We start from the raw sequence: 23,893 nt of genomic DNA, 5'->3' as shown, positions 1-23,893 counted from the left end.
TTCGGAGCAGGAGAGGAAGACGCAACCCGAGCGAAATCGCGGGAGCGTCTTTTTTTATTGAACTAGCGGGGAAGTTAGTTGAATACGACATTTTAATACCGGATCACCGTATCGAGCGCGACTTCGATCATCTGGCGGAACGTCGTCTGGCGCTCTTCCGCCGTCGTTTCCTCACCGGTCACGAGGTGATCGCTGACGGTCAGAATGGACAGGGCGCGGGCTTTGTGCTTGACGGCCAGTGTATACAGCGCGGCGGTCTCCATTTCTACCGCCAAAGTACCGTACTTCGTCAGCAGGGCCGCTGTCGCGCCCTCGTCGTCGCGGTAGAACGTGTCGCTTGTGAAGACGCTGCCCACATGTACGGGCATGCCTGCGGTTTCGGCGGCTTCATGGGCGCTCTTCAGCAGCCCGAAATCGGCGGCCGGGGCAAAATCCAGCCCGTTGAAGCGGATGCGGTTAACCGCGGAGTCCGTGTGCGAAGTCATCGCGAGCACAAGATCGCGCACCTTCACGTCTTCATGGAAGGCTCCGCACGTTCCGACGCGCACCAGCGTCTTCACGCCGTAGCTTTCCAACAGCTCGTGCACGTAGATCGAAATGGTCGGCACGCCCATGCCCGTCCCTTGAACCGATACGCGCTGGCCTTTATAGGTTCCGGTAAATCCGTACATCCCTCGTACCTCGTTGTAGCAGACGGCATCCTCCAGGAAGTTCTCGGCGATAAACTTCGCCCGCAGCGGGTCTCCCGGCAGCAAAATACGTTCCGCGATTTCGTTTTCCTTAGCTCCGATATGTACACTCATGATTCATAGGCTCCTCTCAAAATTCCGCATTTGTTCATTATTCGGCCGGAACCGGGTATGTCTGCCGGCTTCCGGCCTCATTTTCATTCCATGACGTCGATTTTATTTCCAGTGGCTGCCGATAAATTCGTCCCGCCCGGATTGGGCGCGGTCTTCTTTATAGTGCTTCGGATTTTTGCGGTGGTAATTCTGATGGTACTCCTCGGCTTCGTAGAAAGGTCCCGCCGGAACGATCTCCGTCACGACCGGCTTGTCGAAACGGCCGCTTTGCGCCAGTTCCCGCTTGGACTGCTCCGCAAGCTCCCTCTGCTTCTCCGTGTGAGTAAAAATAGCCGCCCGGTACGAAAGCCCCCGGTCCTGAAACTGCCCAAACGCATCCGTCGGGTCGACCTGCTGCCAGAACAGCTCTAGCAGCTTTTCATAAGGAAAAACGTCAGGATCGAACCGGATCTGCACCGCTTCCGCATGACCGGTCTCTCCCGCTTTGACCTGCTCGTAGGTCGGATTCGCCTCGCTGCCGCCGGTATACCCCGATACGATGCCGTGAATGCCCGGCAGTTCCTCGAAGGGAGTCACCATGCACCAGAAGCAGCCTCCCGCGAAGGTAGCCAGCTCTTCAACCGCCTGTTTTTCGGTCTCTGTCATATCTATCGTCCTCCCCGTCTAACCGTCCAGGTTAAAAATGTGTGCCGCATGGCCTTAAAATAGCACGGCACCCGCCGCCATGGCAAGTTTCACGACGCATTCGCCCAACATAAATACCCGCAACCGGAATTGCGGGCATCGCTTGGAAATACGTCGGAAACCGGGCCTGCATGAAGGAGACTACTCTCCCTCCACGCCCCCGGAAGAATCCTGTTCCATACGGCTGAGCGCCGTGTTCACGAGAAAATCAAACAGATCGTCGTCTTCCTCCAGCTGCTGCTCGATGGCGACAATCTCTTCTTCCGTGCCGGATTCGGCGGTGAAATTTAAGCTGTACATCCATTCTTTCCCCTTTTTGCTGAAAAGGGCCACCTCGTAAGCGGTCTTGCCTTCCGCCAGCTTAAATTCCACTTTGCCGATATATCCGTTCTCCGCATCGTGAATCATGCTGGCATTCAGTACCTGAATTGTTTGTCCGTCCATTTCACCCATTATGTCACCTGCTTAAATTAGATTTCGTTGTAAATGGCTTATCAGCATACGCTGGTTTATATTGTACAGGAAGAATCGCCCGCGGGATAGAGCGGAGGCCTCATGCGATTAGACGCCGAAATACCCCGCCCGCCAGTCACCGGGTTATCCGGAGCGGTGTCCCTTCATTCCCGTCCGATGATGCTGGATGCGAGCAGCTCGTAAGATTTCAGACGCTGCGCGTAATCCGGCACCTGAGTCACGATAAGGAACTCGTCCGCGCCGTATCGTTTCTGCAGCTCGTGCAGCTGCTCCTTGATCTGGCCGGCCGTGCCGATCAGCGTACGCCTGTCGGGCGCGTCCGCTTTCTCCGGCCGCCCGCCGTCCGCAGCGGCCTCATCCGCCGCCGGAGGAACGCCTAACGGCCCTTGCCGGTCCTGCGCCTGCGCGGCTTCGCTTCCGGCAGCCTCCTCCGCGAGCGGAAGCCCGGAGCGAAGCCAGTCCGCTCCCTCGGCGGCCAGCTCGCGGGCCCGCTCCTCCGTCTCGGCGCAGACCGCGCCGACGGCGACGATGGCTTTCGGCTCCGCCAGCAGGCGGGAAGGCCGGAAAGCGCTGCGGTACTCTCCGAGCACGGCGGCGCCGTCGTTGTCGCTCATGAAGCGGCCGAATACGTAGCCTGTCCCGTATTCGGCCGCGTAAGCGGCGCTTTTGGCATTCGTGCCGAGCAGCCACAGCTCCGGCGAATCGGGAGGAACCGGGCGGGCCGTGACCCGCTCCCCTTCCACGGTAAATTCGCCTTCGATCAGCGCGGTCAGATCGCGGATTTTGTCCGGCATCTGCCGCACATTCTCCAGGAAATTGCCGCTCAGGGCAAGCGTGACATGCGCGGAACCGCCGGGAGCCCGGCCGATGCCCAGGTCGATGCGCCCGGGATGCAGCGTCGCCAGAAGGTGAAACGCCTCCGCGACTTTAACCGGCTGGTAGTGCGGCAGCAGAACGGCGCCCGATCCGATCCGGATATGCTCCGTATGGGCCCCGATATGGGCCAGGAGTACTTCCGGGCATGCGGAGGCAAGCTGCTTCATGTCGTGGTGCTCGGATACCCAGTAGCGCGTATAGCCGAGCTTTTCGGCTGTACGCGCCAAGGTGACGGCCTGTCCCAGCGCCGCATGGGAATCCGCTTTTTGCATGACCGGTACGAGATCCAGCACGCTGAGACGCAGCGGCAACGGTTTCATCTGTCTTCCTCCTTCGCGTCTGTCGTCAGAATCCGTAAATGGTCATGCCGCCGTCCACATAAAGCGTCTGTCCCGTCACATAGCTGGCCGCGTCCGAAGAGAGGAACACGACCGGCCCGACCAGCTCCTCCAGCCTGCCTACCCGATTCAGCGGCGTACGGCTCGTCACCTCGGCCACGAAGGATTCGTCGGCCAGAAGCTTTTCCGTAAGCGGGGTCGGGAAATACCAGGGACCGATGGCGTTGACCAGGATATCGTATTTCGCCCATTCCAGCGCCAGGATCTTAGTCATTTGAATAAGTGCCGCCTTGGTCGAGCCGTACACGACTCCCGTGCGCAGCGCCATATGGCCCGCGACGGAGGCGACATTCACGATCCGTCCTCCCCCATGCTCCTTCATGTGGCGCCCGACGGTCTGCGACATCAGAAAAGCGGACTTGAGATTCGTCTGCACGATCGCGTCCCACTCCTCATCCGTCACTTCGAGCGCAGGCGTACGGATGTTCATGCCCGCGTTATTAACGAGAATATCGAGGCGTCCCGCTTCGCGTACAGCACGGCCGACAGCCTCCGTCACGCCTTCGCGCGTCCCCGCATCGGCCGCTATCGCGTAGGCTTTGCGCCCGGTCGCTTCGGCAATTTCCACCGCTACGGCGTCCAGATCGCTCTGCGTCCTCGACAGCAGCACGACATCCGCTCCGGCTTCCGCCAGACCGATAGCCAGCGCTCTGCCGATGCCTCTCCCCGCTCCGGTCACCAGAGCCGTTTTACCTTCCAGTTGAAAAGACGGCAAATACATTGCTATACACTCCTTTTATATAACCGCACCCGCGCATACGGGAACAGAACAGTAAACTAAATTAGTTTTCATGATAAAAGATTAACCGCCAGAAAGCAAAGGCCGGCTTTTCAAAATCAGGGATTTAAAGGACGAAACGGAGAAGCGGGAGAAAATCAGGATGATGCGGGGGAACAAATGCCGGACGTAAAAAAACAGACAACTCCGAAAGGCCCATGCTTTCCTGCGCCTTCCGAACCTGTCTGCCTGTCTAAAACGTCAACCGTCTTTACGCGGGGTGAGCTTGCGGGGGTCAATACCGTTGTCGATACGAAGAGGGGCGTGGAACGACTTCGCCAGCTTATCCCACGACACGATTTTGAAGTTCTGGTTGCGTTTTTTTCCGTTATCCAAATTTTCATCGTCCTGAGCCACGAAAATCCCGTTAGGGTAAGCCGGACCCAAACCGAACCCGACGACATCGATTCCGTCCGTCTCCGTTGTCCCGTCAATGAGACCGTCCTTGACGGCGAAGCTGCCCAAGTATCGGTTTGTACCTTGGCGGTTGTAAACCGCGTAAGTGCTGCTTCCCTGGCTGGAAGCCATCAGGTAGCCTTTGCCGTCCGCCCCGTAATACAGCGTCAGCCCCTCGATATCCGCGGTTAAATGCCCTTTGCCCGCCTCATCCACCTTGGCGTAAGGCTTCAGGCCGCTGTCCGGCTCGGCGCCGATCTTCCAGATGGCCGCATCTTCTTCCGCGATGTAGATCGTCCCGTACTCGTCGTCCGCGACAATTCCTTCCGCTTGGGACGCCAGTTTGAAATGACGTACAAGCTTGCCTTCCACACCGGCCGGTCCGGGTATCAGCTCGATCTGTTCGAATTCTCCTTCTTTGCCGAGCACAAGCGCATAGTACTTGCCGGTATGAAGGCTGTGATAAAGGCTGAAGCCGTACACCTCGCCCATACCCGACTTGATCGGCTTGGCCGCGATATTGGCGAGCGCCCCCGTCTCCGGGGAGATCGAGAAAACGTCGATCGTATTACTCGTCCGGTTCGTCGCCGCCGCGATGTCCATCCTCTTACCGTTAAGCTCGTATCCGTAGCGCACGTCGATATTGTTCATTTTGCCGAGCTTGTAGGACTGGACCTGCTTGCCGTCCAGGTCATAGACCAGGATGCCGCCGCCCTTGTTCGTCGCAATCAGCTTGCTCTTGGCCGGATCGTCCGGATGCACCCAGATGGCAGGATCATCGGCCGCATCTTCCCCTGTGTCGACCGCTTCCGTTTCGCCGTCCGCCGTTACCCGGGCGAGCGTTTCCCCGACAGCCGTCTGATCCCCGCCGCCGCTGCGCAGCTTGCTGAGCACCAGCTCGACGAAGCCTGGCGGCACATACGTTTTATCTCCGATCAGTTTCACATGTCCGTTCAATTTTCCGTCCGTTCCGTTTAGCTTATATCCGTCATTCCCGATGGTGACCGAACCTTCCAGACCGCTCTGCAGAGCAAAATCAGCCGTCTGCGTGCTTTGATTCCACGACACGCGGGCCCCTGCCTGCTCCAGCATATCCCTCAGCGGTTCATAGCCTTCCTCGACCGAAGCCCAGGCAGCCTGGCTGTAAAAACTTGCGGCGATCAGCAGTACGCTAAAGCTTTTGAACAGTTTCATCGTTAAGTCCTCCCGGTTTTACCCGAATAAGCTTCTATTCTTTATTATGAAGAGAGAATATTAGGGGAAATCACGGAAGGCATTAACGTTTTGTTAAAACGCGTTTCATTTATATACGGCGATCCCTAAAGGAAAGTATTGACAGAAGGAGGGAAATGCTATTTAATAACGAATGAGAATGATTATCATAATCAATTTTAAATAAATAACCCATTCTCTATTCTTACATAATCCTTGAGGGGGAACTATGAAATGAACCGTCGTAAACGGTCCTTGTCTACACTGGCTCTTTTAATTTTCACGATTTTTGCCCTGGCTGCATCCGGGTGCGGCCAAACGGGTACGGCTCCCGCAGCTTCAACGTCACCGAACACGGCATCACCGGCGCCTGGCGCGACGGATACCGCGCGTAAAGTAAAGCATGCGATGGGAGACACCGAGATCAAAGGCACTCCGCAGCGCGTCGTGATTCTGACCAACGAAGGGACCGAGGCTCTTCTGGAACTCGGCGTCAAACCTGTCGGCGCCGTTAAATCCGGTGTCGGCAAAACGTGGTACCCTCACATTGAAGATGCGATGCAGGGCGTAACGGACCTTGGAGAGGAAGTCCAGCCGAACCTGGAACTGATCGTGACTCTCAAGCCCGATCTCATTATCGGAAACAAAGTCAGACACGAGAAAATATACGGCCAGCTGCAGCAGATCGCCCCGACGGTTTTCGCCGAAACGTTAACCGGGCAGTGGAAAGAAAACTTCAAGCTCTATGCCGAAGCCTTAAATAAAAAAGCAGAGGGTGAAAAAGCCCTCGCCGCTTACGATAAGCATGTGGCGGATGTGAAAGCAAAATTCGGCTCCAAAACATCGGCCAAAGTATCCATCGTCCGCTTCCTCCCGGGAGCCGTCCGTATTTACCAGAACGATACGTTCTCCGGCGTTATCCTTAAGGATTTGGGCTTCGCGAGGCCCGCGGCCCAGGACAAGAACGCCTTCATGGAGGTCATTACAAAGGAACGCATGGTCGATATGGACGGGGATATCCTCTTCTACTTCAACTCCGATTATGATGATTCCAAAGGCGGCACGAAAACCCAGCAGGAATGGATGTCGGACCCGCTCTACAAAAATCTTAACGCGGCCAAAAACAACAAAGCCTTCCAAATCGATGAAATCATCTGGAATACTTCGGGCGGGATCAAAGCCGCCAACCTGATGCTGGACGATTTGGTCAAGTACGCGGATAAGCTGTAAGCAGAAAAGGCTCAAGCTTTTCACGGCTTTAATGGAAAAGCCTATACGACTCGGGACCTGCCCAGGTCTTGCCCTATAAAATTCCCCTGTAAACGAGCGCTATTGTAGAACGGCCCGCTTGCAGGGGATTTTTTATATTTGATGGAAGCGCGACACCCGGGGACAGCCGCACGCTCAGCCGCCCTTGTTTTCCAGTGCGCGCGTTCCGGCACTGCATGGCGGGCAGGCAGCCCGCACGGCTGCCTGCCCGGTCCGTGCCTCAGCAGCTTTAAACGCCGGAAAAAAAGAACCTTCCCCATTCGATGATGGAGCAAGGTTCTTTTCCGAAAGGTTAACGTTCGTTTAGAGCAGGCTCTGAAGATGCCTTGCCGGGCCTGCTTCTGAGCAGTTTTGCCGCTATATAAGCGAGGAGCGCCAACTGGGGGATCAGCGTTTCCCAGGTCGGATAAACTCCCAGCCAGCCCACGGACGGAAGTCCGGAAGCGGAATGAGCAGGTAAAACCGACGCGACCTGCAGGGAATGGATACTTTCCCCGAGGAAACGGAAAACGAGGTAATAGATAAGCGCCGATGCCGTCATAAAAAAGGGCCGGATCGGCAGTCGGGCACTCAGCCGGATAATGGCAAAACCAATACCGATCAGCAGCAGGAGCGTCACTCCGATACCTAAAAATAGCTGGGACGGCGCAATCGAAGGCGCCATACCCACGTAAAAGATCGTCGTTTCCGCCCCCTCGCGCAGTATGGCGAGAAGCGAGACCGCGAACAGCGACCATAAACTTCCGCCGGCCAGGGCACTCCCCATCTGACGGTCAATGTAGCTGTTCCACGCTTTCACATTGGATTTGGCGTGAAGCCAGTTCCCTACGGTCAGCATAAGAATGACGGAAACAAGCCCTGTTCCGCCTTCAATGAGTTCCCGTGCGCTGCCGGAAGCAGCCCGAGAAATCATATAGGAAAGCAGCAACGCCATCGCTCCGCTCAGAAGCAGTCCGCTTCCGACGCCCGACCAGATCCATCCGCGCTTATCCCCGTTCCCGGTTCGCTTCAAATAAGCGAGCAGCGCGGAGATGACGAGAATCGCTTCGAGGCCCTCACGCAGCAGAATAAGTCCGGCGTCCACGGCCGTGTACCGCTTCTCGCCTGTCATCGGCTGAAGCTGTTCCCGCATGGCCGTGATGACTTCCTCCGCTTTATCGCCCGCAGGCGGAACCGACATCAGGTAACGCGAAGCTTCCGTCATCTGGTTTTCGATCTGCGTATAGACGGCCGAGGAACGGATTCTGACCTGCCCTTCGGCCGAAGGCCACTTCTGAATAAAAGCCTGCATCTGCCCCGCCGCTTCCGTATGATGACCGGCGGCAATGTCCGATGAAGCGTGGTCGAGAATCCCGATAAGCTCCGCAACGGACATATCTGCAGGTTCAGGGGCTTTGGATACGATTTTACCTGCCGTATAATCGTTCACGAGCTGAATGAGAGCCGCGGTTTCACCCGCCGCCTGCTCCGGCTGTTTGGGCTCGGCCTGCAGGGCTACGCGGATCATGCTCATTTGCGTCTCCATTCCGCTGTATACGGTAAAATTATCGCTCCGGATAGCCTGCTCGACTTTGAGCCATCCGCTGTTCAAGGTTTTATAGTCGTTATACGCCCGGGCCAAATCGCCCGACCGGATGCTCGCAGCCAGCTTTGTCATGACGGGAAGAAGACTTGCCGCCGTGTCCTGCCCGGACTGGCCCGTTTTTGCGTCCTGCCGGCCTTCCTTCGCATACTTGTTCACGGCCTTGGCCAGTTCGGACAGGGCCGCTGTTGCGGCCTTGGGGTCCTTCTCCCCCTCAGCGACCGTTTTCTTTGCATGCGCCAAGGCCGAGTTGACGTCCGCTGCGGCAGCGGAGGACTTGGCGGCGTTAGCCTGCCAAAGTTTATCGGCCTCCGCCAAATGCTCGGCGGCTTTGGCCCAGCTTCCCTGGCCGGCTTCAACGAGCGCTCCCCCTACAATGGGGAGCATACCGTCCGCGCCCGGCGCCTTGCTTTCACCGGCGGCAAAAACGGGAGAGTATCCTGCCCCCGCCGCCGTTACGCTGATCAGCAGCAGAAGCGCGGCCAGACCGATTTTAAAAACGCTTTGGCATGCGGCCGAAGAAAGGCTGTATTTTTTCCGTTTAAAAAAGGGTGTCGCCAATATAGCCGCCCTCCTTTACGCCGGGAAAGCAGGCAAAAACCGCACTGCCGATGTGTACGATATATTCATTAAGCTTATCGCTCTTACCCAGCGCTTTCTGAATGGGAACAAACTGCTTGCGCGGATCGCGCTGGTAGCAAACGAACAAAAGACCCGCATCCAGCTGGCCTGTTTTGTGGTCGATTCCGCTTGAATAGGAGTAAGAACGGCGGAGAATTTTGACGGATCCGTCCCCGCGAGCCAGCTTCAAGTGGGAAGTATCCGGGATGACGAGCTTGCCGGAGGCATCCTTCTTCTCCATATCGGGCGCATCGAACTCGCCCGATGCGCCGAGCGGAGCGCCGCTGTCCCTGTGGCGGCCGAAGGTCGCCTCCTGATCCGCCAGCGTCGACCGGTCCCACACCTCGATCCGCATGCGGATCCGGCGGACGACCATATAACTTCCGCCGTGCATCCAGCCGCTTCCGTCCGCGCCGTCCGCCCACACGACTTTCTTCATCTCCTGCTCATCCTTCACATCCGGATTGCCGGTGCCGTCCTTAAAGCCCATCAGATTGCGCGGAGTCGCTTTGGCCGGGTCCGAATATCCCGTCCGCTGGAAGCCTTCCTGCGTCCAGCGGAGAACGGCCTTGCCCCGTGCGATGCGGGCCAGATTGCGGATCGCGTGGAACGCGATCTGCATATCGTTGGCGCACACCTGCACGCACAGATCGCCGCCGCACCATTCCGGCCGCAGCTCGTCGCCGCCGAAAGCGGGCAGATCCTGGAGCGCCTCGGGCTTCTTGTCCCCGAGACCGAAGCGGCCGTCGAAGAACGACGAACCCGCCCCGAAGGTAATCGTGGTCCGGGACGGTGTAAGCCCCGCGGCCTCACCCGTATCGGCGGGAGGCAGCAGCTCATTCCCGTCGTCCTGGCCGACCATTCTGCCCTGGGCCATGTTGGCCGCGGCGGTCGTCCATGCCTGGAACAGCTTGCGTACTTCCTCGACGGAAGAAGCCGTCACATCAAACGCCGCAAAGCAGATAAAATCCTGGACGGACGTAACGATCCCCGCTTGGTGACCGCCGTAGAAAGGCACCGCGCCCTGAGGGTCCTTTTCGGCCCCCGAGGCGGAAAACGCCTTTTCCGTTTTGGTCGTCTGCGCCGCAACGAGGCCGCGGGCGCCGGCGGCGCCAAGCAATAGCCCGGCGCCGCCAACTCCGGCCAGCTTCAGAATATCTCTGCGGCTGACCGGTTTATCGAAAAATCCTTTTTTCTGATCGTTATCGTTCCCGCTCATTTCGCCGCCGCTCCCAGAATCGTTCCCATTTGAGAAAGAGGCTCGGCCAGCGCATCCAGCAGGCGGCTCAATTTTTTCGTATCCTCCTGCTTCAATTTCTCGTAAGAGACGTACCCGTCTCCTTCTTTGTAGGCAGCAAGTGCCTGTTCCAGATCTTTGAATTTCGCACCGATCGTTTCTTCGAGCGCCGCGTCCTTGCTCTTGAGCTTAGGCTGCAGGAGGGTATAGATCTTCTTAGCTCCTTCGACATTCGCCACGAAATCATACAGATCGGTATGCGAATAACGCTCCTCTTCCCCCGTCACTTTGGAGGCGGAAACTTCGTTCAAAAGTTCAACGGCACCCGTTACTAGCAGAGCCGAATCCACCTCGACCGTTTCGATTAGAGCACGAAGCTGCTTCGCGTCGTTCAAAAGACGGTCCGCATACTCCTCCTGACCCTTCGTCGTGTTTTTCTGCCAGAGCGCCTGTTCGATGCGGTGAAATCCGCGCCAGTCTTTCTCTTCAACATCGTTCTCGCGGGCATCGATATTCGGGTCCAGGTCACCGAGAGCTTCGGCGATCGGTTCGATTCTTTCATAATACATCCGGGTCGGCGCGTACAGTTTCTTGGCTTCTTCAACCTTTCCGGATTTAACGGCGTTCACGAACTTTTCCGTCTCTTTGACGAACAGATCGGATTGTTCCGTGGCGTACGTGCGGTAAGCGTCGAGAATCGGTTTCCACGATTCGTCGCCTTCCGGAGCCGGAGCTGCCGCAGCGGGAGTCGCTTTTGCATCCGGCGTTGCGGAAGCACCCGCGTTTTTATTGTTGTTGGAACCACATCCCGTAAAAAGCACCGTGCAGGCTGCAAACAGCGCGACATAACGTATCTTCATATAGACAACTCCTCGAATTCTTTTGGCTGAAAACAGGATGATAAAAGCATGGTTCTCATGTCCGTTCATCACAAATTCCCAAAACGAGTATATCAACATTGAGAATCATTATCAATATCTTTTTTTGGAAAATCGAACGTTTTTTTGCATTCATTTCAATCCTGCATTAAAAAGGAATTGACAGGAACAAGCGTTCTTATTTATACTGTTTACAAGAGATTCCAGGAGGTTTTTATGCTTCATCACGTCGAAATCAATGTATCTAATTTGAACGAATCGACTCCTTTCTGGGAATGGCTGCTGAGTCAGCTGGGATATGAGACGTTCCAGCGCTGGGAGAAAGGGATCAGCTGGAAGTGCGGAAATACGTATCTGGTTTTTGTACAGACCGAAGAACGTTTTCTGGACCTCCCTTATCACAGGCGGCGTACCGGCTTGAACCATCTTGCCTTTCACGCGGAATCCAGAGAGCAGGTGGACAAGCTGACGGAAGCGCTAACGGCAAGAGGCGTCCGTGTCTTGTACCGGGAACAGCATCCGCATGCGGGCGGCCCCCGGCATTATGCCGTCTATTTTGAAGATCCGGACCGGATCAAGGTGGAAGTGGTTGCTCCCGGCGTTTAGCGGGCTGCCCGGCTTTGTTTGGCATTACGATCGTCTCTCACGGATTTGCAATAAGGAAAAGGCTTGTCTGACCGACATAAAAAGAGAGTCCCGGCAGGACTCCCTCTCTTCCTCTCCCTCTCCCTTTCCCCTCTCTTCCTCTTCCTCATCTGCTGCTGCGGATTTATACCAGCATTTCGGCGAGGCTGCGGTATTTCCGGTATTTGGCCAAGACGGCATTAACCCGGGCCGCTCGTTCCTCCAGCGTGCCTCTGAGCACAAAATAAGGGATACGGCGCATGTTGAGATCCGCCAGAATCTGTTTCTGAAACAGATTCCGCTGGGCGTCGCCCGACCGGTCCCACGTGTCATCGTAAGGGATGTCCGTGTCGCATACGAAGACCAAATCGTAGCGTTCGGCGGCAGCCTCCGCCAATTCGTGAAGCCGCGGCAGCGCCTCGCCGTGATAATACATCGAGAACCGCAGCGTCGTGCGAGCATCTGTGTCGACGAATACATACTTGTCGGCTTCCCCCGTCAGCTTCTCCTCCCTCTGCACGTGGCCCTCCGCGATTTCCAGGAGCTGCCGTTTTGACAAACGGCGGCCGCTCTGGTGCTCCGCCCAATATTCCCTCCCGTATTCGGGCATCCAGCTCGTTCCGTGAAGATCCGCCAAATAACTGGCGAGCGTCGTTTTTCCTGTCGACGGAGCCCCCAGAAACACAACCTTCGTGATCAAATCCCGATAGACGACAGGATCTACATAACGGCGCTGACCGTACGGATCATGACGAACCCGTGTGCCGGAGACCGGCACCGTCAGACGATCGGGATCTACCTGCCTGTTATGCGCACCCAGTGCGGCGCTTACGTGGTCTCCGTATCTTTCGCCGGAATAGAAACGAGTAATCTTCCTCCCGCCAAGCATGGCGAGAATATGCTCCTCGTGCATGTTCTGGATTTCGGGTGTATATCCGTTTTCCGCCGGTCCGTCCCAGGCTTCGATAACTTCAACGCCGGGATACAGCTTTCGTATCCAATCGGCCCTTACGGGGAGCGGAACATCCGTGACTTCCGGGCTGTCATAAATGAGCGCGATCACTTCGTCGTTCTCCTCTATCGCCGTCTCGATCATCAATTGGTGCCCTTTATGAAGCGGAGCGAATTTCCCCAGAGTAAGGCCGGTGGTTACAGGTCCTTTTTTCAGTTCCGTATCGTGTATGATCCTCTTTTCCGTATTCTTTTCCGTATTCATTTCCGTATTCATTTCAATATTCATTTCCATGCACCTCTTTCCGTGTTAGAAGGATCTCCCGCAGGCTCCGGCGTAAGACGTAACCCGTCCTGTCCCGCTGCGGCATAGTTTCTTTTCCACGTAATCAGTCCGGATATCGCGATGCCCAGGTAGATCAAATACAAGAACGCAATCGCATCCAGCCCCTTATAGGCGTACATGCCGATCGACAGCACATCCACCGCTATCCAGACGGTCCAGTTTTCCAGAATCTTAGCCGATAAGAGCAGCTGGGCAATGATGCTGAGCGTAGCGATGAACGCATCCGCGTAAGGGATGGAAGCGTCGGTATACTTGTGCAAAACATACCCCCAGCCTGCCGTCGCGCCGATCAGAAACAGAATCAGAGGAAGGATCAGCCACGGCGCTATTTTCCTCGTCGGACGCACTTCCGCGCCTCCCCTTTTTGTGAGCCAGAAGATCCAGCCATAGATGCTCAGCAGGAAAAAGAAAACTTGAAGCCCCATATCCGCGTAGAGCTTTACCTCCCAGAACATATAAAAAAAGCAGGCCACATTAATCAGGGAAATCGGCCACGACCATAAGTTTTCCCTGGCCGTCAGCCAGACGCAAAGCAGTCCTGTCGTAGTAGCCGCAATTTCCAGCGCCGACGATGATGTCAACCCTGCGACCGTCAGCATAGCGGCCAGCAGCACAAGCATAGTTCCCGTTTTCTTCATTTCATTCCCTCCAAACAATTATTTTAATAATATTAAAAGGACAATATCAAATCTTGAAAGAAAAGCCTAGCTGTACAGTGACAGCTGAGGCACATCTCCGGTAAATCGGTAAAGCTGGGCCGCACGCTGGGAATAGCGGTTGGAGAACTTCCGCTCGCCCCGTGAATCTTTCACTTCCTCTATAATGCCTTTGCGGCTTTGCGTGGAGGTAATTTTGCGGATAAAATTTTTCTCCTCAAACTCCGGAACCAGCGTCCGGATAACCTGATACAATTCACTGATCGTGAATTCATCGGGTAGAAACTCCTTCGCGATAATCGTCGTCAGCATCTGCCTGCGAACCTGGTCTAGGGCATCCTGGAGAATCTGGTTGTGATCGAAAGCCAGCTCCATCTCAAGCGCCTCTTCCACGGAAAAAAGCTTAACATCGGCTGCGTCATCCGCCGCCTGGCGGCCGGCCAAGTACTGTTCATGCACCAGCGCGAAGAAAGCATGCGAGATGATCCAGCCTCGGGGATCACGGCCGGGCGTGCTGTACACATTGAAGTATTGAATGTGCACTTCCCCGACCCCGGTTTCCTCTTGCAGCTCACGCTTTGCGCAATCGTAGACCGTCTCCGTCTCCTTGCAGAAGCCCCCGGGAAGCGCCCACTGGCCGGCGAACGGCCAGCCTTTACGCTGGATAAGCAGAACCTGCAGCTCCCGGTGGGGGAGAGATTTTTTGACCGTGCCGCGCTCGGTCGAAGTGATCGTAAAAATCACGATATCCGCTGGAGCGCCGTCCGGTGTTCTGTATTTGTCCGACGAGTAATTCAGGGCCTCGGAATTCGTGTCCATGTTTTCACCTGCCGTTTCCTAGAGAATGAAGATTTATATGTTCAATTTGATAATATCATTATGACACATTAAAATTAATTGTCAAGGTGGATTTCTCCTCTTTTTTCTATAACGATGAGGCAGGTGCTGTCCGGAAGCGGAACGAGGGCACCGTTCTCGTCCATGAAAACGACTTTGTCCGCAAGCGCGTCCGTATAACCCTCCTGCAGGAAGTGCCGGAATTCCACAATAACGGCTTCCGGTCCCAGCACCTTACCGATAAAGTCGGCATAGTCAGAGGGCGTGAAGTAACCGAATTGCTCCTGCACTTCGTGAACGTAGGCTTCCTCTCCCCACGTATACGTATAAAGAAATTCCATCGCATCATTCACCGGCATTATCGCATCGCCATCTGCCGTATACTCGACTTGTATCTGCCTGCCGGCAAAATCACCCGTATACCGCTTCAGCCATTCCTTGTCCTCTTGGGACAGAAACCGGATGCGCCGTTTTGTTTCCACGGGTTCCGTCATGATGCCGTCACGGATAATGATTCTCCCTCCCACGGCCAGAACATCGAAAGCACTGCGCAGAGCGGCTGCAATCGTGTCCCGGTTGAACTTGGACCCGTTCCATTCGATATAAGAGTACAATTCATGCAGGATGGAGGAGAAGATAACGGTTCCGACGGTTCCCGGATGCACGTAATCTTTTAGGTTGAGCGCGTCTCCCTTCAGAACCTCCCAGCGGTGTCCTTCGAGCTGCTTTTTGCGGTTTAACGCTTCAATGACATTGGTGGAGATGTCAATTCCGACCGGCTGCTTATCCGGCAGCCTTTGCTCGATCAGGTCCAGCATAACTCCGCCGCCCGGCCCGATATCGAGCACTTTTTCCCCCGTTATGAACTCCAGCATCACGCTCTTGTAGTCTGCGGTCCGGTTCATCGTCTCCAGATACTCATCCTCGTTATGAAACCGGTCGTAGGCGTCGCGTCGCAGTTCGAAAAGATCGAACAGAAGCAATACCGCTTTCTCGTAGAGCGGAGACTTCTCCGCTTCCACACAAAATTCAATGAGTTTTTCGGCGGCAGCGGAAAACTCGAAGGTGAAGAAGACCGTATCCGCAGACGAAGGGCTGCGTTCCACTTTATATGCCAGGTGGGGATTTACAGGCGCCCGGTCGGTTCCGATATGTTCGAAGGCAAGCTCCCGCAGAAACTTCTCGATGATACGCTTCTTGTAGACGTTGATTTTCTTCACGCCCTTGTAATCGTAATACATGGCGTTCATCAGCCGCTCGAAGCTGATATGATGGACGGCCTCATCCGTCATGTCCGGGTCGGTGTTTACCCCTGTTTGCAGAGCGAGCATAAACACCTTCACAACTTCTTCCAGGCTGAATTCCTGAAGCGCGGATTCCACGTACCACAGTGTTTTTCCCGCCAGTGGCTGCAGCGCTTTTTCGAGGGCAAGTCCGGGGTATCGGGCTTGACTAATGTGCTCGGATTGCCTGGATTGCTTGGTCCGTACGGTTTGTCCAGCCTGCCCCGTCCCCCCGTCAAACGCTTCGCCGACAAATACTTGCCCGCCCGGCGGCATCCCTTCTCCCGCTTCGCGTTCAATCGCTTCCGCTACTCGCTCGTATTCGGCTTCGAAGTTCTCCCCCTGCCGGATGGAACCGCTTCTCAGTTTACGCAGCCGTTCGCGGACCGACCACGCTCCGGGGTGCTCTCCGCTTGAAATATGCCCGGCCAGTTCCTCCACTTCGCTGTGCACCGTGTTCCACAATTCGGACGAAACGGCGCCGATGACGCACTCATTCAAAGGAAGCAAAAGACTTTGGAGCTCTCCGGGAGTCAGAAGCCCCCGCTTAACGATCTCCGTCAAAGATTTGTTTCCTTCGAACGGGACTTCGCCTCGTATGTACTGGCCGATCAAGCCGTGCGTTTCGATCAAGGTGCGGGTTACGCGAAGCTTATCCGTCGCCGTCTCGCCCGTTTCGTTAAAACGGTCAAAGAGCTGAGCGGACCCGATATTATGAACGAACAAATGGATCCCGTCGGCCTGCCACTGCATCCGCTGTCGGACCGTTCCGCCTTTGGCCGTTTCGGACCAGACGAGCACGGTTTCCAAAATTTCTTTCACCCAGAAAGAAAGCTTCAACCCGTCCAGAATACGCAGCGTTCTTTCCACATAATCCAATACCGGGTTGGCTTCAGCCAGCTCATGAATGGACCGGATCCGTTCCAGATTGACGATCCGCTCTTCCGCCGAAACGAGAAACCGGAGCCACGTATAAGTAGAAACCGGGGTTTCTTCACCCCGGCGGTACGCTTCAATCGCTTTTAGTGAAGTAAGCATAAATAGGTCCTCTCTTCCTGTGAAAACAAAATAGTCGTTATAGCAATCATATGATGTTTAACCCTAAGGGGAAAGATTGAATTCACCCGATGAATAACAAAAAGACGGAAAGGAACCTTCATTCCTTTCCGCCCTTTATCGTTAAAGCAGCCTTCTCTGAAGAGTCCTGCGTTCTTCGCGGTCCAGCTGCAAATAACCGTTTGCGAGAAGCCGAGCTTTCCGTGGCAGTCTTACAGTTTTCTGGAAGTCAGCTTAGCCTGCGTGAACAGAAGCAGATAATCGTAGCCCCCCGCTTTGGAATCCGTGCCGGACATATTGAAGCCTCCGAAAGGATGCACGCCGACCAACGCGCCCGTACATTTGCGGTTAATGTAAAGATTGCCGCAGTGCATGTCTTCGAGAGCCGTTTCGATTCGGCTTTCGTCTTTGGAGAAGAAAGCGCCGGTCAAGCCGAACTCGGTATCGTTGTACATGGCGATCGCTTCTTTCCAGTCTTTCGCTTTCGCGATAGCCAGGACGGGACCGAAAATTTCCTCCTGCATGATGCGAGACTTGCCGTCCACATCGGCAAAGACGGTCGGCTGGATATAGTAGCCGTTTCCTTCCGCTTTGGCGCCGCCCGTAACGAGACGGCCTTCTTTTTTGCCGATTTCAATATATTCCAGGATTTTATTATACGAGTTCTCGTCGATCACGGGACCTGCGGCGTAGTTTTCATCCTGCAGGCCGATCTCCAGCTTCTTGGTCAGCTCCGCAACCTTCTCCACAATTTCGTCGTAGACGGATTCCACAATAACGGCGCGGGAACCAGCGGAGCATTTCTGCCCTTGGAAGCCGAATGCCGAAGCGGTAATGGCCGCCGCAGCCGCATCGAGATCGGCGGTTTCATCGACGACGATCCCGTCTTTTCCGCCCATTTCGGCGATAACGCGCTTGATCCAGATCTGGCCTTCCGCCGTTTCGGCGGCCAGGCGGTTAATGCGGAGGCCTACTTCTTTGGAACCGGTGAAGCTGACGAAACGGGTTTTCGGATGCGTCGTCAAGTAGTCGCCGACTTCGGCGCCGCTGCCCGGAATGTAATTGATCACGCCGGCAGGCAGGCCGACTTCTTCCATAAGAGCCACGAACTTGTGGGCGATGACGGGCGTAGTGGACGCCGGCTTCACAAGCACCGTGTTGCCCGAAACGACAGCCGCCGTAGCCATACCGGCGCAAATCGCCAGCGGGAAGTTCCACGGGGGAATCACCACGCCTACTCCCAGCGGGATGTAAGTCACGCGGTTATCTTCGCCGTCGAGCTTCGTGAGCGGCTGATGCGTATTCGTCTCGCTCAGACGGATCGCTTCTCTCGCGTAAAATTCCATGAAGTCGATCGCCTCCGCCGTATCCGCGTCGGCTTCCGCCCAGTTTTTCCCGGACTCCAGAATCATCCAGGCCGAGAATTCATGCTTGCGCTGGCGCATCAGCTCCGCCGCTTTCAGCAAATACTCGGCGCGTTCGCGTACGGGCACCTTTTTCCATGTCTCGAAGGTGACTAAAGCCGTCTGCATAGCGCGCTCGGCGAGCTCCTGAGTGGCTTTGCTGACACGGCCGATTACCTGGTCGATGTTTCCGGGATTGATCGAGACAATTTTGTCCTCGGTCGTTACTTTATCCGCGCCGATGTGAAGGGGATACTCCCGGCCAAGTTCCTGTTTAATTTTAGCCAGAGCTTCCTGCATCGCTTTTTTGTTGGCCTCCTGCGTAAAATCCGTAAACGGCTCGTTTGTGAACGGGGCAATTGTCGTTTGGTTCATGGTCATAATAGCCACCTCTCCATAAATTAAAATGTATGTTTATTTAAAAAAGTTCTTCAAGACAAACCAGACGTTGGCCGGGCGCTCGGCCAGGCGCCTCATAAAATAGCCGAACCAGTCGATTCCGTAAGGTACGTAAGCCCGCACCCGGTATCCTTCCGCGACCAGCTGCTTTTGAAGATCCTCGCGTATTCCGTAAAGCATCTGAAACTCGAATTGATCCCCTGAAATCTTCATATCGCGGATAAAAGCTTTCATTTCATGAATGACCGCTTCGTCGTGGCTGGCGATCGCGGCATAATTGCCGTTTAATAAGTGCTGTTTAATGATCTTTTTATAATTGTCGTCCACGTCTTTCTTCTCGGGAAAAGCAACTTTGGGCGATTCCTTGTAAGCGCCTTTAACCAGACGCAGATTCGCGTGAATGCTGTTCAGATCGCGGATATCCTGCTCCGATCGGTACAGGTAAGCCTGAATGACGGTTCCGACGTTATCGTATTCGTCGCGCAGCTCGTGCAGAATATCGAGCGTAATCTGGCAGTGCTCGTAATCTTCCATATCGATGCGGACGAAGTTCCCGTGCTTCTTGGCACAGTCCAGAATCCGTCGCATGTTCTGCAGGCACAGATCCTTGCTGATATCCAGACCCAGCGAAGTCATTTTAAGCGAAAGGTTCGAGTTGACACCGGATGCTGCAATCGCTTCCAAAGTCTTGATACACATCTCGGCCGATTCATCGGCTTCTTCCTCGCTGAAAACAAATTCGCCCAAATGATCCAGCGTAGCGAGACGGCCGTCGCTGTTCAGTCCGCGGACAGCTTCGATCGCCTGCTGAATGGATTCCCCCGCTACAAACCGGGCGGCTCCGAACCGGAGACCGAACCTTTTGGCCATTTTGTTCGCCGAATGGCTTTTGCCCAGGGCTTGGAACATATTTCTCATGATGGCTTCCATAAAGATGCCTCCATATTCCAAATTATTGAATATTATGTTCACTTCATTGAACACATATGTTTAATATATGTCCAATAATACAATAATGTTCATCACTTGTATACACTTTCTTCTATTTTCAGCCAATAAAAAAACACCTCTGAACAGTTTTCTGTCCTGAGGTGCGCGAAGATTGTGTTTGCTGTCCTTGCTATCGGCAGATCTGCCGCTACTCCGTGTGGATATCATACTCTCTCATTTTCTTATAGAGAGTCCCCCGGGAGATGCCGAGCAGCTTGGCTGCCGCGCTTTTGTTGCCGTATGCCCTGCGCAAAGCTTCTTCGATCTGACGGTCTTCCTGTTGAAAAGCGGAATGAGGCTTCGCCGCTCCCGTTTCCTCTCTGTCCGAGAAAGACTCGGCATGCTGCATTTTGGAGGAAAGACCCGGAGGCAGGTGAATGTCCATGATCGTATCTCCCTCACAAAGAATGACGGCGCGTTCCATTACGTTGCGCAACTCCCGTATATTGCCGGGCCAGTCATGGTTCATAAGCACGTTTAAAACGTCGGAGTCGATCTTCGGAACGGGTTTGTGGTAATGCTCCGTAAATTCCCGGATAAAAGCCTGCACCAGCTCGGGAATATCTTCTCTCCGCTCGCGGAGGGCCGGAATTTCGATGCTCATCACGTTGAGCTGATAAAACAAATCCTCCAGAAAAAGCCCCTGCTCCATAAGAGGCTGCAGCGAAGTATGCGTCGTGGCGATAATCCTCGCGTCCGTTTGGATGCTTTCTTCCCCGCCTGCACGATGAAACGACTTGTCTCTTAAATACTGGGAAAGTTTAAGCTGAATATCCAGGGGCATCTCGCCCACTTCCTCCAGAAAAAGAGTGCCGCCGTCAGCAAGCTCCAGCTTCCCTTCCTTGCCCTGGTCTTCGCCGCTTGTAAAAGCGCCTCCCTGGTAGCCGAAAAGCTCCGTTTCCAGCAGACCGCCCGGAATGGCGCCGCAGTGCAGAGAAACGAAAGCGGCGTCTTTGCGCTCGCTGCTGTAATGAATGGCCTGGGCAAGCATCTCCTTGCCCGAGCCCGGTTCCCCGACAAGCAGCACAGGGGTGCTGAAGCGGGCAAATTTGCGGGCGACCTCCAGGGAGCGTTTGATATCGTGGCCCATTCCGATGATGGACGAGAAGGGCTTGTCCTGCTCGATCCGCAGGGGAATGGCCGAATACAGCTCTTCGTTCAGACGCACGATCCGCGTGATATCCTGTTCCGTGGCGATCCCGCCGATAATCTGATTGTTCTCCACGATCGGAGAAGCGCTGATCAGGACATGGGTGTCCGGGGCCGGCTGGTGATAGACTTGGCGGATGGTTCGGCCTTCGTCCAATATTTGATGAAGCATGATCGATTCTTTCTCGAAATGCTCGCCGATCGTCCGTCCGATAATGTCCTGCTTGCCGATCCCGTACACCTGCTCCGCCGTTCTGTTCCAGTAAATCACGCGGCCTTCCCGGTCTACGGCCGTCACTGCCTCGTTGACGGTTTCCACGAGGGTGTCCAGATAAGACACCAGCTGCCTTTTCTCCTGCTGCAGGCAGTTCATCATGGCTTCGGCCGTAACGATGCCCAGCTTCCCCGAATCCTCGCCGAGGACCAGAACAGGCTTCTGCCAGTCGCTCTGAAGCTGGCCCAGCCTGGACTTCGGACAGGCGGCCGAGCAGGGCCATCCCGTGCGGCGGACCCATTCATCTATAGTCATATCCGGATGAAAAGCATCCAGAAATTTCGCTTCCTGATAGGAAATGATATAAGCTGCAGCAGGGGCCGTCTCCACGATTACAAAACGGACCTGTTCCAGCAGAGCCTTGGCTTGCGATACCGGGCATTCCCCCTCCAAGGCAAGGAAAGAGGTGTCCAACTGAAGGTGTTCAAGACCGAACATGAATGTGTATCCTCTCGTTAATAATCTCTACTTAAAATTAACACAGTTATGTAACCAAATCCATCGGGACCGGTTAATTTGACTCTCTCCAAAAGGAAAAGACCCGCTCCTCCGGAGGAGGAAGCAGGTCTCATTCTAAATCAGGTCAGATTTTGAATTTGGAGAGGCTCTCCTGCAAACTTTGAGCCATCCGGCTCAAGGATTCGCTTGCGGAGGAAACTTCCTCCATAGAAGCAAGCTGCTGCTCGGATGCCGCGGAAATCATCTGGGCACTGTCCGACGAGCCCTGCGAGATTTGCAGCATTTCCATCATCGAGGCGCTCACTTCCTGGGAGCCGGCAGACATTTGTTCCGTTGCCGCGGAAACCTCGCGGATCTGATCCGATACGTTCTGAACGGCCGTGTAGATATCCTGGAAAACAATCCCGGCAATATGGATGATTTCCGCGCCCTTGCTGACTTCCGCAACGCCCCGGTCCATCGTTGTGATGGCATTATCCGTGGACGTGCGGATGTGCGCGATCAACTCCGTAATATGCGCGGCCGATTTCGCGGACTGCTCCGCGAGCTTCTTCACCTCGCCCGCTACGACGGCAAAGCCCCGCCCATGCTCGCCCGCTCTGGCCGCCTCGATGGAGGCGTTGAGCGAGAGCATCTGGGTCTGGCTCGCAATTTGCGTGATGACGTCGACAATGTCGCCGATTTGCCGCGAATGCTCGCCGAGCGTCTTAAGCTCTCCGGAGGTGACGGTTACGGAATCGCGGATGGAATCCATCTGCCGGACCGCCATCTGGATGGCGTTGTTCCCCTGTTTCGCCTCGGAAGCCGTCCGGTTGGTCGTATCGGCAACCGTCGATGAAGACTCCGCGATCCGCTGGGTGCCTCCGGCCATCTCTTCCATCGCCTTCGAGCTCTGCTCGGCGCTCTGCACCTGCGTCTCCGAGCCGCGGACAATTTCCTCGATCGACTGGCCCACGTGCTTGGATGCTTCGACCGATTCGGCCGACGAGGCCGTCAGCTCTTCCGATGAAGCGGCAACCTGCTCCGCCATGAGGCTAACGTCCCCGATGATCGCGCTCATCGATTCAAGCATCTTGTTCGTATTTTGGGCGATTTCTCCGATCTCGTCTTTCGAAGTTACCTCCAAACGGGGAGTCAGATCTCCTCCCGCAACCTTCTTCAGCACCTCCGAAAGATGCAGCATAGGCGCAACGGCCACCCTGCCGATCTGCCAGGCAATGAGCAGGACCAGGATACACACGATCAGAATGATGAGGGTGGTCGTCCGGACGAACTTCTGGAGTGTCTCCAGAACCTCCGCGTCATTGGTCAGAACAATCATCTTCCAGCCGGTAGTCGATACGTTATGATAGGAGGCTGTGCGGTCTATGTTTTCCGGTGACGTGTAATCGACTTCGCCGTCATTTTGCACCAGTACCTGTTCTTTGAATTTTTTCAGCTCGCTCGCCTGCATCACTTCATCAAGCTTCTTCCCGATCCGTTCTTTATCCGGATGAGTCAAATACGTGCCCTCACCCGAGATCAGGTAACCGAAACCGTTCTCGCCCACCTTAGCTCCTTCTATGAGCCTTTGAAGAATGTCGGGGTTAATGACCGCATGAATGGCGCCGAGGAACTCGTTGCCCTCTACGATCGGCACGGCGACGACGATAACCGGTTTTCCCGTTTTGGAATTGATCAGCATGTCGCTGACGACCGTTTTTTTTGTTTCGGCCATTTTTTTGAAATAATCGCGTTCCCCGACTTTCGATACGAGGCCCGCGGTGTTTGTACTGGTACCATCCTTCTCCACGTAGGCGTAGTACTCGAATTCTTTGTCGATTTCTCCTACCGTCTTGAGCACGCTCAAGATTTGGGTCTTTTCCCCTTTAGCCATCTCGGGATGCTTCTGTATCATCTCTTCGACCAGCGATATTCTCTGGCGCACCCAGTAATCTACGCTATCCGCATTGGACTTCGCGAGGTTTTTCATGCTGTAGGCAATCTCGTTCTCCGTGTTGGTTTTCGCCATATTCAGAAGAACGACGGATGTAACGACCAGCGGTACAAGCGAAAGCAGCAGAAAAGCGGCGATCAGCTTTGTTTTCAAGGAATTTTTCAGCTTTATTTTCTTCCACACTTGGTTCATCTGTTTCTCCTCCTGTAATGTATGTCAGCTTTTTTATTTATCGGAGAAAGATGGGAAAGAGTTGAGTTCTTTTTTTGCACATAAGAGAAGTCTACTTATCTTGCCGGTCTAGTACCTGTGACCTATACTT

General features: G+C 54.9%; 19 protein-coding genes. 2 read left to right on the top strand and 17 right to left on the bottom strand.

Features of this window, described 5'->3' with window-relative positions; genetic code table 11:
* Positions 1 to 92 precede the first annotated feature (92 nt).
* The 6 genes from deoD to AC58P5_RS23060 form a co-directional block, all read right to left on the bottom strand.
* Complete coding sequence (gene deoD / locus AC58P5_RS23085; RefSeq protein WP_497390759.1) at positions 93 to 803, bottom strand: purine-nucleoside phosphorylase; 711 nt, start codon at positions 801 to 803, stop codon at positions 93 to 95.
* A gap of 102 nt (positions 804 to 905) precedes the next feature.
* Positions 906 to 1,448, bottom strand: a complete 543-nt coding sequence (gene msrA, locus AC58P5_RS23080) for a peptide-methionine (S)-S-oxide reductase MsrA (protein ID WP_497390757.1) — start codon at positions 1,446 to 1,448, stop codon at positions 906 to 908.
* 180 nt (positions 1,449 to 1,628) lie between these two features.
* On the bottom strand, positions 1,629 to 1,940 hold the full coding sequence (locus tag AC58P5_RS23075) for a hypothetical protein (protein ID WP_370001371.1): 312 nt from the start codon (positions 1,938 to 1,940) through the stop codon (positions 1,629 to 1,631).
* 164 nt (positions 1,941 to 2,104) lie between these two features.
* A complete protein-coding gene (locus tag AC58P5_RS23070; RefSeq protein WP_497390755.1) occupies positions 2,105 to 3,157 on the bottom strand; it encodes an LLM class flavin-dependent oxidoreductase in 1,053 nt (350 codons plus the stop codon).
* Positions 3,158 to 3,182: 25 nt separating this feature from the next.
* Positions 3,183 to 3,956, bottom strand: coding sequence for an SDR family NAD(P)-dependent oxidoreductase (locus AC58P5_RS23065; RefSeq protein ID WP_497390753.1), 774 nt, complete (start codon positions 3,954 to 3,956; stop codon positions 3,183 to 3,185).
* 258 nt (positions 3,957 to 4,214) lie between these two features.
* A complete protein-coding gene (locus AC58P5_RS23060; protein WP_497390751.1) occupies positions 4,215 to 5,603 on the bottom strand; it encodes a phytase in 1,389 nt (462 codons plus the stop codon).
* Positions 5,604 to 5,855: 252 nt separating this feature from the next.
* On the opposite strand from AC58P5_RS23060, the gene AC58P5_RS23055 reads away from it, so the two are divergent.
* Positions 5,856 to 6,851, top strand: a complete 996-nt coding sequence (locus tag AC58P5_RS23055; protein ID WP_497390749.1) for an ABC transporter substrate-binding protein — start codon at positions 5,856 to 5,858, stop codon at positions 6,849 to 6,851.
* 331 nt (positions 6,852 to 7,182) lie between these two features.
* Here the strand turns inward: AC58P5_RS23055 and AC58P5_RS23050 are convergent, their stop codons facing one another.
* The 3 genes from AC58P5_RS23050 to efeO are packed head-to-tail and all read right to left on the bottom strand — an operon-like array spanning position 7,183 to position 11,190.
* A complete protein-coding gene (locus AC58P5_RS23050) occupies positions 7,183 to 9,033 on the bottom strand; it encodes an FTR1 family iron permease (protein WP_497390747.1) in 1,851 nt (616 codons plus the stop codon).
* Entirely contained in the window at positions 9,014 to 10,312 is a 1,299-nt protein-coding gene (gene efeB / locus AC58P5_RS23045; RefSeq protein WP_497390745.1) for an iron uptake transporter deferrochelatase/peroxidase subunit, read from the bottom strand. The genes AC58P5_RS23050 and efeB overlap by 20 nt, the downstream gene beginning before the upstream one ends.
* On the bottom strand, positions 10,309 to 11,190 hold the full coding sequence (gene efeO, locus AC58P5_RS23040) for an iron uptake system protein EfeO (RefSeq protein ID WP_497390743.1): 882 nt from the start codon (positions 11,188 to 11,190) through the stop codon (positions 10,309 to 10,311). The genes efeB and efeO overlap by 4 nt, the downstream gene beginning before the upstream one ends.
* Before the next feature lie 234 nt (positions 11,191 to 11,424).
* Between efeO and AC58P5_RS23035 the strand changes: the two genes are divergently transcribed.
* Positions 11,425 to 11,814, top strand: coding sequence for a VOC family protein (locus AC58P5_RS23035; protein WP_497390741.1), 390 nt, complete (start codon positions 11,425 to 11,427; stop codon positions 11,812 to 11,814).
* A 163-nt stretch (positions 11,815 to 11,977) separates the two neighbouring features.
* Here AC58P5_RS23035 and AC58P5_RS23030 read toward each other — a convergent pair whose 3' ends face one another.
* The 8 genes from AC58P5_RS23030 to AC58P5_RS22995 form a co-directional block, all read right to left on the bottom strand.
* Complete coding sequence (locus tag AC58P5_RS23030; RefSeq protein ID WP_497390739.1) at positions 11,978 to 13,072, bottom strand: AAA family ATPase; 1,095 nt, start codon at positions 13,070 to 13,072, stop codon at positions 11,978 to 11,980.
* Positions 13,069 to 13,767 carry a nicotinamide riboside transporter PnuC gene (pnuC, locus tag AC58P5_RS23025; RefSeq protein ID WP_497390737.1) on the bottom strand — a complete coding sequence of 233 codons (699 nt, stop codon included), beginning with the start codon at positions 13,765 to 13,767 and terminating at the stop codon, positions 13,069 to 13,071. Before pnuC ends, AC58P5_RS23030 begins: the two co-directional genes overlap by 4 nt.
* 66 nt (positions 13,768 to 13,833) lie before the next feature.
* Entirely contained in the window at positions 13,834 to 14,604 is a 771-nt protein-coding gene (locus AC58P5_RS23020; protein ID WP_497390735.1) for an NUDIX domain-containing protein, read from the bottom strand.
* Between the two features lie 74 nt (positions 14,605 to 14,678).
* Positions 14,679 to 16,943 (bottom strand): class I SAM-dependent methyltransferase, encoded by a 2,265-nt coding sequence (locus tag AC58P5_RS23015; RefSeq protein ID WP_497390733.1) that lies wholly within the window; start codon positions 16,941 to 16,943, stop codon positions 14,679 to 14,681.
* A gap of 230 nt (positions 16,944 to 17,173) precedes the next feature.
* On the bottom strand, positions 17,174 to 18,745 hold the full coding sequence (gene pruA, locus AC58P5_RS23010; RefSeq protein ID WP_497390731.1) for an L-glutamate gamma-semialdehyde dehydrogenase: 1,572 nt from the start codon (positions 18,743 to 18,745) through the stop codon (positions 17,174 to 17,176).
* Positions 18,746 to 18,778: 33 nt separating this feature from the next.
* The gene (locus tag AC58P5_RS23005) at positions 18,779 to 19,693 is read right to left on the bottom strand and encodes a proline dehydrogenase family protein (RefSeq protein WP_497390729.1); all 915 of its coding nucleotides are present in this window, start codon (positions 19,691 to 19,693) and stop codon (positions 18,779 to 18,781) included.
* Between the two features lie 208 nt (positions 19,694 to 19,901).
* Positions 19,902 to 21,614, bottom strand: a complete 1,713-nt coding sequence (locus AC58P5_RS23000; RefSeq protein WP_497390727.1) for a sigma-54 interaction domain-containing protein — start codon at positions 21,612 to 21,614, stop codon at positions 19,902 to 19,904.
* A 145-nt stretch (positions 21,615 to 21,759) separates the two neighbouring features.
* The gene (locus AC58P5_RS22995) at positions 21,760 to 23,763 is read right to left on the bottom strand and encodes a methyl-accepting chemotaxis protein (RefSeq protein WP_497390725.1); all 2,004 of its coding nucleotides are present in this window, start codon (positions 23,761 to 23,763) and stop codon (positions 21,760 to 21,762) included.
* Positions 23,764 to 23,893: the final 130 nt, after the last annotated feature.

It is taken from the genome of Paenibacillus sp. JT31N7, from assembly GCF_059692095.1.
The sequence above is the reverse complement of the archived record's forward strand: the minus strand, read 5'-3'. Positions and strand labels throughout refer to the sequence as shown.